The sequence below is a fragment of the Pseudomonas sp. Sample_21 genome, from assembly GCF_004307525.1.
GTDB classification, from domain to species: domain Bacteria; phylum Pseudomonadota; class Gammaproteobacteria; order Pseudomonadales; family Pseudomonadaceae; genus Aquipseudomonas; species Aquipseudomonas atacamensis.
Window position 1 is genome coordinate 1 of sequence record NZ_RCNZ01000042.1, and the last position, 15,976, is coordinate 15,976.

The window sequence follows — 15,976 nt, forward strand, 5'->3', positions numbered from 1 at the left end:
CCTGTCACGCCGGGGGTCGCGGGTTCGAGTCCCGTCCGCTGCGCCATATTCGGTAACCTGGACCACTGAACGCCAGGTCGCCACGGAAAAACCCGCTGAAGCGGGTTTTTTTCTGTCTCAAGGTTGTACCCGCGGGATGTATCGTTTCACCGGTTTTCAGATTTTTTTGAAAAATATTCAATTAAATCAACACTTTACGAAAACCTGTGGCATAATGCGCCCCGTAACGAAGCGAAGGGTGATTAGCTCAGCTGGGAGAGCGTCTGCCTTACAAGCAGAATGTCGGCGGTTCGATCCCGTCATCACCCACCATTCGTTTCAAGCGTTTCGCGCAGCGGTAGTTCAGTCGGTTAGAATACCGGCCTGTCACGCCGGGGGTCGCGGGTTCGAGTCCCGTCCGCTGCGCCATATTCGGTATCTGGAACTGAACGCCAGACACCACAAAAAGCCCGCCTTGTGCGGGCTTTTTGCTGTCTGCGATTTATAAAATCGCCGCGCTACTGCGCCGCATTGCGGGCATGCCGATAATCGCTCACCGCCTCGTACACTGCCTTGCGCAAGCGATTGATCCCGCCAATCGGCCGATGCGCCTCGATGCCGAACCACGGGTTGAACGACAGGTTGTCGCATTGCAGATTCAGCGCCGGCGTGTCGAAGTCCTGCGCGGGCAGGGTGATCCGCGCCACCGTTGCAAACGGTGCATCCTGCTCACGCCACTCAATGCTCGTGTCCTCGATCGGCATGTATTTGTTCGCGTCCTGGCGCTGGATCTGCAAGGCGAAGCACGCCGGCACCCGATCCGTCGACAACTGTTGATTCAGTGCACTGCGCAGGAAGTTCGGCAAGTCGTGATTCTGTTTGGGCAGCGCATACGCCGGGCAACGCTCCGGATCCGGCACGACGCGGAATTTCGCATTGGCCTCACCGAACTTGTAGGGCGATACCGAGAAATATGTGGTCTCGGTCGGACTGTCCGGCGGCGCTGACAGAGTGGCCAAGGCGATAAACAGATGGCGGACCTGCCAGGTGCGCGGATCCCATGTCGGAAAAAACGCCATGACCTTCTTGCCGTCAGCCTGCGCCGCCACATTCTGACGGTACTCGGCGACATTGCTGACAAAGAAATTCGGATGGCTGAACATCACGAAATCCTGTTCATGCTGCTCCTGGCGATTGCCGAGCAGTTGCGTGCCAGGAACTTCAAGCAACTTGATTGCCATTCCGCGCGCATCGCGAATGCTGTCGAATTGCGGATAGGCATTGCCGTTGGACAACCGGATCAGCGCCTGCCAGGTCTTGCCCGGCTCGCTGAACACACCCTGTCGCAGCGATTGCGCCAGTTCCGGTAACACCTGCACTTGCGCCTTCACGCAGCCATGCGCCTTGGCGTGAGCATCGCGCAGATAACGCGTGGGTTCGCGGTGCTGGTCGACGATGCGCACTGCGGTTTGAATGATGTCCTGGGTCATCGCCGCTTCGCCTGCTGGAATCTGTTCCTGCGCCGACACCGGCCCGCGATGCTGCCAGGCAAACCACGCGGTGGCGATGGCCCAGCCGAGCAGGGCGATGACCAGCAGGATCAGCAGCGTCTTGCCAAGCAAACGCCCCAACCACAGCCAGAAACGCGCGAGTGGCGGCAGTTCTTTTTTGAATGTCGGCATGATCATGGCAACTGCGCCTCCAGTGGACCGCCCAATACTTTCAGGTATTCGAGCAGCGCCCAGCGCTCCTCGGGTTGCAAGAGTCGGCCGATCACCCCGTTGCCGCGAGCGCCGGCGCGGAATTCGTGGCCGCTGTTGTGGTTGCCGCTGATGCGCGTGTCGAACAGAAAACCGTTGGTGAAAGGCTCGGTGCGATAGCCGAGGTGGCGCGGGTCGTATTCGACCGTGCCTTTATAGAAGGTGGCGGCGCGCTCATCCTGCGGTGACAGCAACTGATAGATGCTTGGCACCGAACCGTTGTGCAGAAACGGCGCAGTCGCCCACACGCCAGCCAGCGGTCGGGCCTTGTAAGCCACTTTCTCGCGCACGCCGATCGGCAGGCCGAAACCATCCATGCGCGGTTTTTCTTCCGGCGTGATCTGCGCGTCGCGATAGGCACGGTTTTCCACGAACGCGGTGACGTAAGCCAGGCCCTTGGCCACCGACAATTGGCTCAGATCAAGCGGCTCCTTGGGTTCGGGGTGCAGTTTGACGTCCATCTTTTTCAGCTCATTGACATCCCATTGCAGTGCGCTCAGGTCGAAACGGTGACTGGCAATGTTGTTGGCCGCATTCGGATCGGTGCCGATCACCTCCACGGGAATCATGTGCAAGTGCTGCACCCAGCGTTCGCCTTCCTGCGATTGGCGCGGGACATGGCAGCCCGCGCAGTTTTCCGCGAACAGCGCGCGGCCTCTGGCGGCCAGCGGCTTGTCGATCGCACCGAACAGATCTTCCGGCCAGGTCGGCGGCTTCAGCTGCTGCAAGGTTTCTTCGATGGCGTGCAGATCACGCACGCGCACGCTGGAGGGATAGCGCGCAGCGCCTTGCAGCGGCTGACCGTTGGCGTCGAAGAAATTCAGCGTGGCACCGACGCCGAGCGCCTCGCCGATATTGCGCGCCATTGGCTGCTGGGCCGAGCCGTTCCACTGCACCCAGTCGAACGTCCACATGTCCCACAGCTGCGGGTAATCCACCGGGGCATCGGCCACGCGGTAGTTGGCAGGGGAAATCGCATCGCCAAACGTAGCGTTGGCAATCCGGCCGAACGCATCGGTGCGCCCCGGGCCTTCCTCGGTCGGATAGAGGCCGCGAAGAGTGTCGTTCCAGGCCACTTTGACGAAGGTGTTCAGCGATGTCTTGAACTCGCTGCGCAATTGTTCGCGGCGCGCTTCGTAATCATCTCCGAGCACCTGGCGGGCGAAGCGCTCAAACTTCCATGGGTTGTAGTAAGTCGAGGCTAGACTGGCGACCAGGGCCTGTCCGAAACTGCCACCGCGCAAAGTAGGAACGCTGGAAGGCAACACGTGCTGTGCGGTGCCACCATCGATGCGCACGGCCTGGTCTTTGAAGCGCAACTCGCCGGTGTGGCAAGCGGCGCAGGTGATGTCCAGATAATGCTCGGAGGCGTTGCCGGGATTCTGGTGCCGGGCAAAACCGACGGGGAGGTTGCCGGGGTTGTTCGCGCTCGCTTTCTGCTGCGGGTCGACCATGAAGCCGAAACGGGCGAGATATTCAGGGGAGGCGAAGCGCTGCTCGGAGAAGGGCAATTCCAATGCCTGGAACCACTCGTAACGCAGGCCTTTGACTTGCGTACCTTGGGGCGTGAAGTAGTAGGTCTGCCGTTGCTCTTCGCTCCATTGATCCAGGTAACGTACCTGTTGCGGCGGGGTGTAGAAGGGCAATTTCGGATTGGCTACGTAATAGACGATCACCGCGAGGGCGATTACCGCCAGCATGATCAGCAGAGCGAGAATGCGGGATAAGAGGCGCAAGTTGAACATCCTTGTCGAATTGTTGCGCTGTTATGCCTGAGCGCCGCTGGCTGGGCAAGTGGCCATTACGCCAGATACTGAGTCAGGAGCCGACGAGCCTTGTCGTCCGTGAATGACAGAAGCTTCATCCAGCCGTTGCCCAAATGCGTTTTAATCCCTGAACTTATCGGAAGATTCCTGCTCTCATGCCGGTAGCCATTGGTCGTGGCGGCCTGATAAGCTCGCGGCTTTACTCGATTGCCCATTCGGCGCATGAACAAGGAAATAGCATGAAACAGCATCGGTTGGCGGCGGCGGTAGCCCTGGTTAGCCTGGTACTCGCGGGTTGTGACTCGCAGACCAGCGTAGAGCTGAAAACCCCGGCGCAAAAAGCTTCCTACGGCATCGGCCTGAACATGGGCAAAAGCCTTGCCCAGGAAGGCATGGATGATCTGGACTCCAAAGCGGTAGCCCAGGGCATCGAAGATGCCGTTGGCAAGAAAGAACAGAAGCTGAAAGATGAAGAACTGGTCGAAGCCTTCGCCTCGCTGCAAAAGCGTGCTGAAGAGCGTATGGCCAAGATGAGCGAAGAGTCGGCAGCCGCCGGCAAGAAATTCCTCGAAGAAAACGGCAAGAAAGCCGGTGTCACCACCACCGCCTCCGGCCTGCAGTACGAAGTAGTGAAGAAAGCCGATGGCCTACAGCCTAAGCCGACCGACGTCGTCACTGTTCACTACACCGGCAAGCTGACCAACGGCACCGTGTTCGACAGCTCCGTCGAGCGCGGCAGCCCGATCGATCTGCCAGTCAGTGGCGTGATCCCGGGTTGGGTTGAAGGTCTGCAACTGATGCACGTTGGCGAGAAGTACAAACTGTACATCCCTAGCGATCTGGCTTACGGCGCTCAGTCGCCAAGCCCGGCAATCCCGGCCAACTCGGTTCTGGTTTTCGACCTGGAACTGTTGGCCATCAAGGATCCGGCCAAAGAAGACGCCGCTGCCAAGTAACACGCAACGGCTCGAAAACAACGCCTCGCTTATGCGGGGCGTTGTTGCATCTGCAGGTCAGGGAAGGTAAACAGAGCGAACTGACGGCGATCAGCACAGTCATAGCTTTGAGGCTGCCCGCGCTAGACGCCCTGAGCTGCCAAGTCAATGAAATATTGGGCTTTTTTATGTGAGTAAAAAACGCCCGATCTGAGCGCAGCCCTTATGAAACGGGGCTCTCAGCGCTGAAATGCAGCTCTGTTCACAAGGTTATCCACAATTTGTGTGGATAACATTTCAACGGGAAGAATAGATGAAAGCTCCGTGGAATTTCGCTCGATTCCTGCCGTTGGCCGGTCGCCTGCTGGCCCGTGGACGCCTGCCGACCCTATTGTTTGCCGTGGCCAGCAAAGGCGCCGCGCAAGGCAATCGCTTGGGCAAACTCAAGGATGATCTGCGCTTGCTGCAGTCGTTATGCCTGGCCTACTGGCGTGGCGAGTATCGCGCGATCAGTGCCAAGTCGCTGATTTCGGTAGTGGCGGGTCTGATGTATTTCCTCAGCCCGGTCGATGCCATTCCGGATTTCATTCCCATGTTCGGCATGCTCGATGACATCGCTGTCCTCGCCTGGTTGATGAAAACCCTCGATGACGAACTCAACGCCTTCCGCCTGTGGCGCAAACGCCAGCAGCCCGAAAAGCTGGCCGTGGTTGAACGCCTCCCTGATACCCCTGAACAATTGCAGTTGCAAGGCCCGAAAAAGCCCTGACTGACCAAGACTGCCTACAGATAGATACCACTCGCGACCTTAGCCGCTGTTAGGATTACACTTCTAGGGAAAAGTGCCGACTCGCTAAGTGGTGTTGTCCTACGGGGTAGTCATGGATATTCAGATAATTGCACGCGATGGCGAACCCGAATACGCGGTTCTGCCGTGGGCTCAATATCAGGCTTTACTGAAAGCAGCAGGGATCAACGCAACACCGGCGCCGCAGCCAGCAGCGCCGCTCGCCACCTCGCCGGAGCCGATTCTTCCGGGTCTGGATCAATTACGCAGTTTGCGCGAAGGGAAGGGCATCGCCATCGAGGCGCTGGCCCGCACGGTAGGCATCAGCCCGTCTTACCTGGCCATGATCGAAAGTGGTGAGCGTCAGCCCGACGCCGCGATTCGCCGCAGCCTGGCCTGGGAACTGACGGTGCCAGGTTGGAGGGATGAATCGTGAGCGTACGCATCAGCCGTCAACATTGGGACGGATTGCTGGGGGAACTGGACCAGGCGCGTCGTCAGCGCCATCTTCTGACCTATCGAGCCTTGCTTGAGCGTTTGCAGCTGCCGACTCCGGCGATGCAGACGTTGACGGCTGCACTGGAGCATCTGGCCGCACTGGACGCCAAAGCCGAGCAGCCGTTGCGCAGTTCGCTGGTCATCAGTCAGGGCGCGAGTCGTTTGCCACGTACCGGGTTCTTTGAATGTGTCGAGCGTCTGGGGCGTTTTTCCGGGCCGTCGGATGGCGTCGCGGCGGCGTCCTGGCATGCGTCGGAAGTGGTGCGGGTCTTCGAATACGAATACCCGGAATCGGCGGAGGCCTGAGTGTTTCTGCGGCTCAAGGCGCGGGCCGGTTACTGGCTGGCCCGCCGGCTGTTTCATTGGTCGTGGTTCGTTCGCCAGCCGCGTGGCTGGCGCTGGCTTGAAGGCCAGTTCGCGCGCATGGCCAACCTCGGCGATGTCGATGCTCAAAGCTTTTATGGGCACATTCTGACTTTTCGCGGCGTCGGGTTGGGCGCGCGTGAAGAAGGCGTGCGTCTGCTGCGTCTGGCGGCGTTGGCCGGCGACGGTAAAGCCGCTTATCAAGTTGGCGTGATCAGCCTCGCCGGTACCCCGAGCAAGGCGCCGGATCACGTTGAGGCCGCTCGTTGGTGGAGCATGGCCGCCAAGGCCGGGCATCCGTTGGCCGAGCTGAAGCTGCAACAGCTGAAGGCTGGTGATTCAACGCAGTAATTCCATGTATGTCTTCTAAGTAAACGCGGCGTGAGGTTTTCCTCACGCCGCGTTTACGTTTCTGCCTGCACGTTTTTCGCTTGATGCTGGATTGCAGATTAGTCCTACATCCTTTGCCTACTCGCCTGACTTCTTTCCTCTTTGATCCCCCGCACAGTTCCCGCGACTAATTTCTTGCGCGAGGGACCGCTCATGCTTCAGCCCGTTTTTCAGTCCACCTTGTTTGCTCGCGTGTGTTGATGGAAGCCATCGCGCGCATCGAGCAGGAACTCGACAGCTTTCCGCAAACGCTCAGCCTCTACCGCAAACAGCTTGATCACTGGCTCAGTCGCAGGGCGGACCAGATCAGCGAGGCAGCAGACCTGCCATCGCTGGTGGGTATGGAGCGGATCATCCGCTTCGGCGATAGCAGTACGTCGGTCAGCAGCAGCGACGACGAATTTTCCTCCAGCGTCGTCCAGTGCCCGCACGGCGGGCTGATGCAAATCGAGAGCAAGTTCGAATCGGTCTACGACATCCCGCTGGGCAACATTTCCGTCGATGTGGTCGACGTGGATAGCGGCAAAACCGCGCCGGTCACCCTTGATCAGCAGGGCAAGGGCGAGTTCAGAGGCGACGAGGGCAAGTTCTACCGCGTTCTGGTCCACAGCGCTGTCACCTCCAGTCAAGTCGACGAGCTGTTCAAATCCTACGACGGTTTGACCGGCGAACTTGAGCGCTGGCTGCGTAGCGAGTGGCAAGGTTTCAAGCCGCAGTGGTCACAGTCGGTGGCGACCGCAGCCAGCAACGGCATGCTCGCCGGCAGTTGGGCGGCCATCGAAGGGGTATGGGACAGCCTCGGTCTGCTCTCGGAAATCCTCCAGGACCCCGGCAAGTTTGCCGAGCGTCTAGGCAGCGGCGCGGCTGATCTGATCGAGCTGGCACAGACCGCTCCGGATCTCATGGAAAAGCTGCAGTTGCTGGTCAGTGACGAAGCGGCGATGTGCTTGCTGCTACGGTCGGCGAGTCTGTGGCTGGACATGCTGCCGCCCAGCGAGGTTGCCGGCAAGTCTGCTGAAGTGGCGTCGATGATGATCGTGCAACTGATCATCGATGTCTTGATCAGCGTGGTGCTGACGTTTGTCGGAGCGGGGGCGGGGATCGCTTATCTGACGCTGCGTCTGGCTGACCGCGCAACGCAGCTGTTCAACGTCGCCAAGCGTCTGGTCAAGGCGCTGTTCAGCATCGTCAACGCCTTTATTGAATACGTCGACCGCTACAAAGCCGTTGCCGCGCGGGGCATCGCCGCCGGGGTGAAAAAGGGCCGGATGCAATTGCGCTGGGATGCCAAGCGCAACGCCATGTTGAAGAAAGACGAGCCCCACGACGACGCGCCCGACCAAGCAAAGAACCCCAACGGCGATGCCGCCGATTGCGTGCCCAAAACCTGCAAAAACGGCTGCCCGGTGTCGATGGTCACCGGCGAAGAACTGCTGACCCTGACCGACGCCGTGCTCGATGGCGTGTTGCCCTTCGAATTCACCCGCTTGTACCGCAGCAGCGCGGTCGAGATCGACATCGGCCTGGGTTTCGGCTGGAGCCATACGCTCGCGCATCGGCTGGCCTTCGACGGCGATGGCGTGATCTGGATCGACCACGAAAACCGCCGCACCCGCTTTCCCCTGCCCAACGTCGCGCGCCCGGCGATTCACAACAGCCTGTCGCGGGCGGCGATCTTTCTTGGCGATGAGCCGGAAGAACTGATTCTGGCGTTGGCCGGTGACAGCGCGCGGTTCTATCACTTTCGCGCCGGCCGGCTGACCGCAATCAGCGATGTCTACGGTAATCGTCTGACCCTGCAACGCGATCGCTCCGACCGCATTCAGCGTCTGGACAACGGCGCCGGGCGCGCGCTGCTGTTGCGCTATGACCGCGCGCAACTGGTGGCGGTCGATTATCAGGTGTTCGTCCAAGGCGAGTGGACCACCGAGCAAAACCTCGCCACCTACAGCTTCGATGCCCGGCAACGCCTGCTGGTCGCGACCAACGCGGTCGGCGACAGCGAGCGCTACGACTACGACGACCACCACGTCATCCTCCAGCGCCAGTTGACCGGCGGCGCGAGCTTCTTCTGGGAGTGGCAGCGCGAGGGCAAAGCGGCGCGCTGCGTGCGCCACTGGGCGTCGTTCTCGCAGATGAACACCCGTTACGTCTGGAACGATGACGACGCCAGCGTGACCGTGCATTACGTCGACGGCACCGAAGAAGTCTACGTCCACGACGAGCGGGCGCGGCTGGTGCGCCAGGTTGCGGCCGATGGCGGCGAGCAGCTCAAGGCCTATGACCAGCAGGGGCGCTTGATCGCCGAGCAGGATGCGTTGGGCGCGGTTACCGAATACCGCTACGACGAACTTGGACGGCTGATCGCGCTGATTCCGCCGGACGATGCACCAACGTCCTACGAGTACCGCAACGGTTTTCTCTACAAGCGTTGCCGTGGTGAGGCGGTGTGGATCTACCGGCGCAACGCTGAAGGCGCCGTCACTGAAGCGGTCGATCCCGACGGCCAGGTCACCCATTACTACTACAACCTGCGCGGGCAATTGCTGTCGCTGCGTTATCCGGACAGCAGCCGCCACCGCTGGGTGTGGAACGAGCTCGGCCAGCTCATCGAAGAAACCCTGCCCGATGGCGGCGTGCGGCGCTTTTCCTACGATGCGCTGGGCCGGCGGATTACCACCCAGGACGAATTTGGTGTCGTCAGTCGTCAGCAGTGGGACGCGGCCGGCCGACTGATCCTGACGACTTCTCCTACGGGCAGCACGCGCGCCTACAGCTACGGCGCTTACGGGCAGATCACCGCCGAACGCGACGAGCTCGGTCGCATCACCCGTTATGAATATGACGATGATTTGCACCTGGTCTCGCGGCGGATCAATCCTGACGGCACCCGCGTGCAGTACCGCTATGACCATGCGCGGCTGTTGCTGACCGAGATTGAAAACGAATCGGGCGAAAAGTACCGACTGGATTACACGCCGACCGGGCTGATTCGACAGGAAACCGGGTTTGATGGGCGGCGCACGGCTTACGTCTACGACCTCAATGGTCATTTGCTGGAAAAGACCGAGTTCGGCGAGCAGGGTTTATCGCTGGTCACCCGGTACGAGCGCGACGCGGCTGGACGTTTGCTGGTCAAGACCCTGCCCGATGGCGCCAAGATCCGCTATGACTACGACCGCCTCGGTCGGTTGATCGGTGTCGATGACGGCCAGAACCATCCGCTGGCGTTCGAGTACGACCGTCAGGATCGGCTGATCACCGAGCATCAGGGCTGGGGCACCTTGCGCTACGCCTATGACGCCTGCGGCCAGCTCAAACGCCTGCGCCTGCCGGACAACAGCAAGCTCGACTATCACTACGCCAAGGGCGGTGCGCTGTCAGCCATCGACCTCAACGGTACGCCGCTGACCCGGCATGTGTATCAGTCGGGTCGCGAACAGCAACGCCAGCAAGGTCTGCTGCTCAGCGAATACTCCTACGACGATCAGGGCCGCTTGCTCGCCCATGCTGTAGGTCATCGCCACGCCTCGCTGTACCGCCGCGATTATGCCTACAGCGCCAACGGCAATCTCGAGCACATCGCCGACAGCCGCCACGGCCAGCGTACTTATGGCTACGACGCCCTCGACCGGTTGATCCGCGTACGTCACTCACGCGACGAACTGCCCGAATCCTTCGCCCACGACCCGGCCGGCAACCTGCTGATGCAGGACCGCCCCGGTCCCGCGCAGATCAAAGGCAACCGCCTGCTGATGCAGGGCGACCGCCATTACGACTACGACGCCTTCGGCAACCTGATCCGCGAACGCCGAGGCCACGGCCAGACCCTGGTCACTGAATACCGCTACGACTGCCAGCACCGCCTGATCGGCCTGACCCGCCCGGACGGCCAGACCGCCACTTATCACTACGACGCCTTCGGCCGGCGCATCCGCAAAACCGTCGACAGCGCCGTCACCGAATTCTTCTGGCAAGGCGAACACCTCGTCGCCGAAAGCAGCGCCACGCAATACCGCAGCTTCCTCTACGAACCCGGCACCTTCCGCCCACTCGCGATGCTGGATGGCAAAGGCCCGAAAAAGGCCTGCCCGTTCTACTACCAACTCGACCACCTCGGCACCCCGCAAGAGCTCACCGACTACAGCGGCGAAATCGTCTGGTCCGCGCAATACGACGCCTACGGCAAAGTCGCCGCCGTCACCTTGGCCGGCGAAGACTACCTCGACCAACCGCTGCGGTTTCAGGGGCAGTATTTCGATGCGGAAAGCGGACTGCACTACAACCGCCATCGGTATTACGACCCGAGGCTTGGGCGGTATCTGACGCCGGACCCGGTGAAGCTCGCGGGTGGGTTGAATCAGTACCAGTACGTGCCGAATCCGACGGGGTGGGTGGATCCGTTGGGTTTGACGTCCAATTGCCCGCCGCCGAATAAGCCTGGGTGTGAGGTTCCGGGTGGGATTGGTGGGGCTAAAGTGGATGATGGTGAACCTGCGCTGCCGAAGATGACGGCTCAGGAGCGTCGGGCGAGGATTGATGAATTAGCTGAAGAAAACGCATACCGACGTTTGCATGAAATGGAGAATCCACAAAATGGAGAGCATTTTCTGGAAAAGCACGGCGCCCAAACAACACTACGGTCGCAATTTGAAAGGATCATGACAGGAAAAAATCCAACGACTGGCGTTATAGAGACCTACACCGGTGGATCGCACCATGGAGAACCTAAAATTCCAAGCGCGGCTACTCATTTTTTCAGCCATAGAGATCAGCTGAACGCTATCTATAGAGCAAAACTTATATTCAGTCAGACTAATCTTCAAACATCTAGAAGGCCTATGGACATGGGAAAGATAATTGGGGAAGGTTATACCAGAGACGGCATTTATGGGCAGCAGAGGAAAGCCGTGGTTATTCTGAGAGCTAATGGCGATACCGTGACTTCATATGCGGATTTTGAATGATGAAAAAAACGTATGAAATTGTAGATATAAAAAACTTATTGTTTGTTTTTGATATAGAGAATACTACTGATGTCGAGAGGGAACGATTAATAGTTGAAAAAAATGTAAACGATTCGCGTCAGTTAAAAGAGCTTTTCGATACTGTGTTAAGGCCTGAATTTTGTGAATACACAGATGCAGAACAAGAATCGCTAATAAATACTGTCGAACATTTTTTGGAGAGAAACGACAATTTCGACCGTGTATTTAATCGAATGACAACTTATTTTGACGAAGAAATTACCGATAGGTCTAGTTTTATGAGACTTCTATTGGAGTGCTTAACAAAGTATCGGGATGAAACGGGCTGTGGCTAAAAATCTGCATTCTGGAGTGGCGCCTGGCAAGTAAGCACGCAGTCTACTACGTCGAGCTTAACCGACTAACTGTGATGCCTTTGGAGACGCCGTAGGATCGAGCAAATACACACTAAACCCCACAACCCCCTTCGCATGATGCTTAGCCTGCGAAGCCATCTCCGCAAGCTGGCTGGCATCAAGCGCTGCACAAGCCTCAGGTCGCAGATGCACCACCCCGATCGATAACGACAACAACGCAAATTCCTGCCGCACACCCTGGCGATTCGGCGCAATAAAACATCCCGCCTCAAGGTGTTCAGGCCGATAGAAGCGGCGGCATTGGTTTTGGAAGTCGTCGAGCAGTTGGTTGAGGCGTTTGCGCCAGTCTTCGGGGCCGAGGACGAGGAGGAAGTCGTCGCCGCCGATGTGGCCGACGAAGTCGCGGGTGGGGTCGATGCGTTCGTTGAGGCATTGTGCGAGACAGAGCAGGACTTCGTCGCCACGGCCGTAGCCGTAGATGTCGTTGAAGGGTTTGAAGCTGTCGATGTCGACGTAGCAGATAATCGACTCGCGGGCCTGTTGCAGCAGGCGCGTGAGGCATTGCTGGATCGGTACGTTGCCCGGGAGCAGGGTGAGGGGATTGGCGTAGCGTGCCTGCTGGATTTTCAGTTCGGTGATCAGTTTCAGCACGTCGATCACCCGGCCGAGGCCGAGGTAACTGCCGTTGAGGGTGATAATGAAGTCTTCTTCGATGCGCTGGCGGGCGCGGCTGGTGATCAGGCGGCTGACTTGCTGCAGCGACTGGCTGATTTCCACGGCGAGGAAATCATCGTTCATCAGGCGGCTGATCGGTTTGCGCGCGAACAGATCGGTGGCAAACGGTTTGAGCAGTGCGTCCGACAGCGAGTGGCGATGGACGATGCCGCAGGGCTGGCCTTGTTCGTCGAGCACGGCGAGCGAATTGAGGTTGGCCTGGCGGCGGAAGGCTTCCAGTACCGTCGCGGTGGGCGTATCGCGTTGCACGGCGGGCTGGTCGTTGAGCAGGGCGCTGAGGTCGCTGCCTTCGTCATTCAGCGCGACGGCGCTGCTATCGTGTTTGGGCATTAAGGCGCGAGCGTCGCGGGATGGATGTTCCTGAGGGCGGCCGAGCAGGTAGCCCTGCACCAGGTCGACGCCCATTTCAGTCAGCACCGCGAGTTCTTCCGGCAACTCGATGCCCTCGGCAATCACCTGCGCGCGGGACGCTTTGGCGATTTGCAGAATCGAACCGACAAACTCTCTTTTCAATGCATCCTGATGAATACCGTCGATGAAGTGCCGGTCGATCTTCACGTAATCCGGACGCAATTCCGACCACAGGCGCAGGCTCGAATAGCCTGCGCCCAAGTCGTCCAGCGCAATGGAAAAACCCATCGCCCGATAGTGATGCAGAGCGGTTTGCAGCAACTGAAAGTCATCGATTGGCGTCTGCTCGGTGAGCTCGATGACCACTTGGCTCGGCGCAATGCCCAAGTCCTGCAGCAGTTGCAACGTTCGTCCGGGTTGGTGCGCGGCTTCGAGCAAGGATTCCGGCGAGACGTTGAGGAACAGCTTGCCCGGCAGTTGCTGCTCATTGAAGCGGCGACAGGCGCTTTGTCGGCAGGCGATCTCCAGTTCGCTCAATCGGCCAGCCTGTCGCGCCACGGCGAACAGTGCAATCGGCGAGTGAAGAGGGCTGTTGGACGGGCCACGGGTCAGGGCTTCGTAACCGAGAATGCGGCGTTCGGAAAGACAGATGATCGGCTGGAACAGGCTGTGTAAACCGCTTTGAGTCAGGATCGAGCTCAACGCGCTCAGCTGTTCGGTCGTGGTCATGGCAGTCTCTGGCGATAAAAAAAGGACCGGGAGCGCTTGCTCCCGGTCCTTTATTGCACGACAGAATGATGACTGTTTGATGACGATCCGGGGATCGTCAGCACTAAATTGCCATCACTTACTTCTTGGCCACCTGATTGCTCAGTTTCAGGTAATCCAGCAGCACGCGCCCGGTTTCGCTCAGGTAGGCATCGTCTTCCGGTTTGACCTTGTCCGGCTCGGCAGCGGCCAGTGCGTCTTCGTCTTCTTTCTTCAGCTCTTTGAGCGGTTCTTCGCCTTTGGCCTTGCGACGGATGTTCTCCATCGCCAGTTGCTTGGCGTCGATGTCGGCGTGCTGGGCGCGACGATCAGCTTCGTTGAGGCTGACGGTTTTTTCTTCCATCAGTTTCTGCGCCAGGGCCAGCTTGTCGCGGATGAACACGAACTCGGCATCCTTGTTGGTGCGCGCGTCATGTTCGGACTTCAGCTGGGCGAGGAACGGCTTGAACGGATCGGCCGCTGGTTTGATCGCCGCGCGGATGGTGTCCCACGGCATGGCTTCCGGCAGGGCGCTTTCGCCGATTTCCTTGGTGTCGATCAGCGACGGGTAGTCGATGTCCGGCAGCACGCCCTGATGCTGGGTGCTCTGCCCGGAGACACGGTAGAACTTGGCCAGGGTCAGTTTCAGTTCGCCATGGTTCAGCGGCTGAATGGTCTGCACGGTGCCTTTGCCGAAGGTCTGACCACCGATGATCAGCGCGCGGTGGTAGTCCTGCATGGCGCCGGCGAAGATTTCCGAGGCCGAGGCGGACAGGCGGTTCACCAGCAGCGCCATCGGGCCTTTGTAGAACGCGCCCGGGTTTTCGTCCTCGAGGACGTCGACACGGCCATCGGCATTACGCACCAGCACGGTCGGACCTTTGTCGATAAACAGGCTGGTCAGTTCGGTGGCTTCCTGCAGGGAGCCGCCGCCGTTGTTGCGCAGGTCGATGACCACGCCGTCGACTTTGTCCTTCTGCAGCTCGGTGAGCAGCTTCTTGACGTCGCGAGTGGTGCTCTTGTAGTCCGGATCGCCGGCACGGAAGGCCTTGAAGTCGAGGTAGAAGGCCGGGATCTCGATCACGCCAAGTTTGTAGTCCTTGCCGTCCTGTTTCAGGCTGAGGATCGACTTCTTCACGGCCTGATCTTCGAGCTTCACTGCTTCACGGGTGATCGGCACGATCTTGGTGGTCTGATCGTTCGGCGCATTGCTCGCCGGGATCACTTCCAGGCGCACCACGGTGCCTTTCGGACCGCGAATCAACTTGACCACTTCGTCCAGGCGCCAGCCGACCACGTCGACCATCTCTTTATTGCCTTGGGCAACGCCGATGATCTTGTCGGCCGGAGCGACCTGCTTGGTCTTGTCCGCCGGGCCTGCCGGCACCAGACGCACGACTTTCACTTGATCGTTGTCGCTCTGCAACACGGCGCCGATGCCCTCGAGGGACAGGCTCATGTTGATGTCGAAGTTTTCCGCGTTATCCGGCGACAGATAGTTGGTGTGCGGGTCGTAGGACATGGCGAAGGTGTTGATGTACGCCTGGAAGATGTCCTCGGCACGGGTCTGGTCCAGACGCGCCAACTGATTCTTGTAGCGCTTGGTCAGGGTTTCCTGGATCTGCTTCGGCTCTTTGCCGGCGATCTTCTGGCGCAGCACTTCGTCCTTGACGCGTTTGCGCCACAGGTCGTCGAGTTCCGCGGTGGACTTGAGCCAAGGCGCGTCCTTGCGATCGATCAGCAAGGTCTCCTTGGTGTTGAAGTCCATTTTGTCGACGCCTTTGTTCAGCTCGGCAAGGGCGAAGTCCAGACGCGCTTTCACGCGGTCCAGGTAGCGCTTGTATATGGTGAACCCGGCGTTGAGGTCGCCGCTTTTGAGGAAGTCGTCGAACTGCGTCTTCCACTTGTCGAATTCGGCGATATCGCTGGCCATGAAATAGCTGCGCGATGGGTCGAGCAGCTTGATGTAGCTGTCGTAGATGATCACCGAGCGCGCATCGTCGAGCGGCGGCTTGCTGTAGTGGTGACGCTTGAGCAACTCGACGACGTTCAGGCTGGCGATGACTTCATCGCGATCAGGCTGCAACTTGTCCCAGCTGTTGGCTGCGAATGTGGTGCCCGACACCGGCAACAGGCCGATACCGATGAAAAGAGCGAGGGCGGTGCTGGGGAGCAGATGCTTCATGCTGATTCGACGCGGGGACAATTGATAACGCATATTAGGCCGTCTTTGAAGTCGCCGGTTCTTTGAGAGCCGGTCGCATAATGCAAAAAGCCCGGCGCTACAGCTTCGGGCTCAGTCCAGACTCACTATGGAGGCA

General features: G+C 59.3%; 11 protein-coding genes and 2 tRNA genes. 9 read left to right on the top strand and 4 right to left on the bottom strand.

Features of this window, described 5'->3' with window-relative positions; all coding sequences use genetic code 11:
- Positions 1-236: 236 nt before the first annotated feature.
- A tRNA-Val gene (locus D8U71_RS06050) sits at positions 237-312 on the top strand.
- A gap of 19 nt (positions 313-331) precedes the next feature.
- Positions 332-408: transfer RNA gene (locus tag D8U71_RS06055), tRNA-Asp, on the top strand.
- Positions 409-497: 89 nt separating this feature from the next.
- On the opposite strand, the gene D8U71_RS06060 is transcribed toward D8U71_RS06055, so the two are convergent.
- Together D8U71_RS06060 and D8U71_RS06065 are read right to left on the bottom strand one after the other, a co-directional pair.
- On the bottom strand, positions 498-1,667 hold the full coding sequence (locus D8U71_RS06060) for a catalase family protein (protein ID WP_130887385.1): 1,170 nt from the start codon (positions 1,665-1,667) through the stop codon (positions 498-500).
- Positions 1,664-3,475, bottom strand: coding sequence for a di-heme-cytochrome C peroxidase (locus D8U71_RS06065; RefSeq protein ID WP_130887386.1), 1,812 nt, complete (start codon positions 3,473-3,475; stop codon positions 1,664-1,666). The genes D8U71_RS06060 and D8U71_RS06065 overlap by 4 nt, the downstream gene beginning before the upstream one ends.
- Before the next feature lie 269 nt (positions 3,476-3,744).
- On the opposite strand from D8U71_RS06065, the gene D8U71_RS06070 reads away from it, so the two are divergent.
- The 7 genes from D8U71_RS06070 (at position 3,745) to D8U71_RS06100 (ending at position 11,801) form a co-directional block, all read left to right on the top strand.
- On the top strand, positions 3,745-4,461 hold the full coding sequence (locus D8U71_RS06070; protein ID WP_130887387.1) for an FKBP-type peptidyl-prolyl cis-trans isomerase: 717 nt from the start codon (positions 3,745-3,747) through the stop codon (positions 4,459-4,461).
- 292 nt (positions 4,462-4,753) lie between these two features.
- Positions 4,754-5,209: a YkvA family protein gene (locus D8U71_RS06075; RefSeq protein ID WP_016773733.1), complete on the top strand. Its 456-nt coding sequence runs from the start codon at positions 4,754-4,756 to the stop codon at positions 5,207-5,209.
- A gap of 112 nt (positions 5,210-5,321) precedes the next feature.
- Positions 5,322-5,663, top strand: a complete 342-nt coding sequence (locus D8U71_RS06080) for a helix-turn-helix transcriptional regulator (RefSeq protein ID WP_016773735.1) — start codon at positions 5,322-5,324, stop codon at positions 5,661-5,663.
- Positions 5,660-6,031 carry a hypothetical protein gene (locus tag D8U71_RS06085; RefSeq protein WP_003223109.1) on the top strand — a complete coding sequence of 124 codons (372 nt, stop codon included), beginning with the start codon at positions 5,660-5,662 and terminating at the stop codon, positions 6,029-6,031. Before D8U71_RS06080 ends, D8U71_RS06085 begins: the two co-directional genes overlap by 4 nt.
- Positions 6,032-6,439, top strand: a complete 408-nt coding sequence (locus D8U71_RS06090) for a sel1 repeat family protein (protein ID WP_125926977.1) — start codon at positions 6,032-6,034, stop codon at positions 6,437-6,439.
- Between the two features lie 239 nt (positions 6,440-6,678).
- On the top strand, positions 6,679-11,445 hold the full coding sequence (locus D8U71_RS06095) for an RHS repeat-associated core domain-containing protein (protein WP_130887388.1): 4,767 nt from the start codon (positions 6,679-6,681) through the stop codon (positions 11,443-11,445).
- Positions 11,445-11,801, top strand: coding sequence for a hypothetical protein (locus D8U71_RS06100; protein ID WP_071171512.1), 357 nt, complete (start codon positions 11,445-11,447; stop codon positions 11,799-11,801). Before D8U71_RS06095 ends, D8U71_RS06100 begins: the two co-directional genes overlap by 1 nt.
- 57 nt (positions 11,802-11,858) lie before the next feature.
- Here the strand turns inward: D8U71_RS06100 and D8U71_RS06105 are convergent, their stop codons facing one another.
- Positions 11,859-13,637, bottom strand: coding sequence for a bifunctional diguanylate cyclase/phosphodiesterase (locus D8U71_RS06105; RefSeq protein WP_130887389.1), 1,779 nt, complete (start codon positions 13,635-13,637; stop codon positions 11,859-11,861).
- 118 nt (positions 13,638-13,755) lie between these two features.
- Complete coding sequence (locus D8U71_RS06110; protein ID WP_161806099.1) at positions 13,756-15,840, bottom strand: carboxy terminal-processing peptidase; 2,085 nt, start codon at positions 15,838-15,840, stop codon at positions 13,756-13,758.
- Positions 15,841-15,976 lie beyond the last annotated feature (136 nt).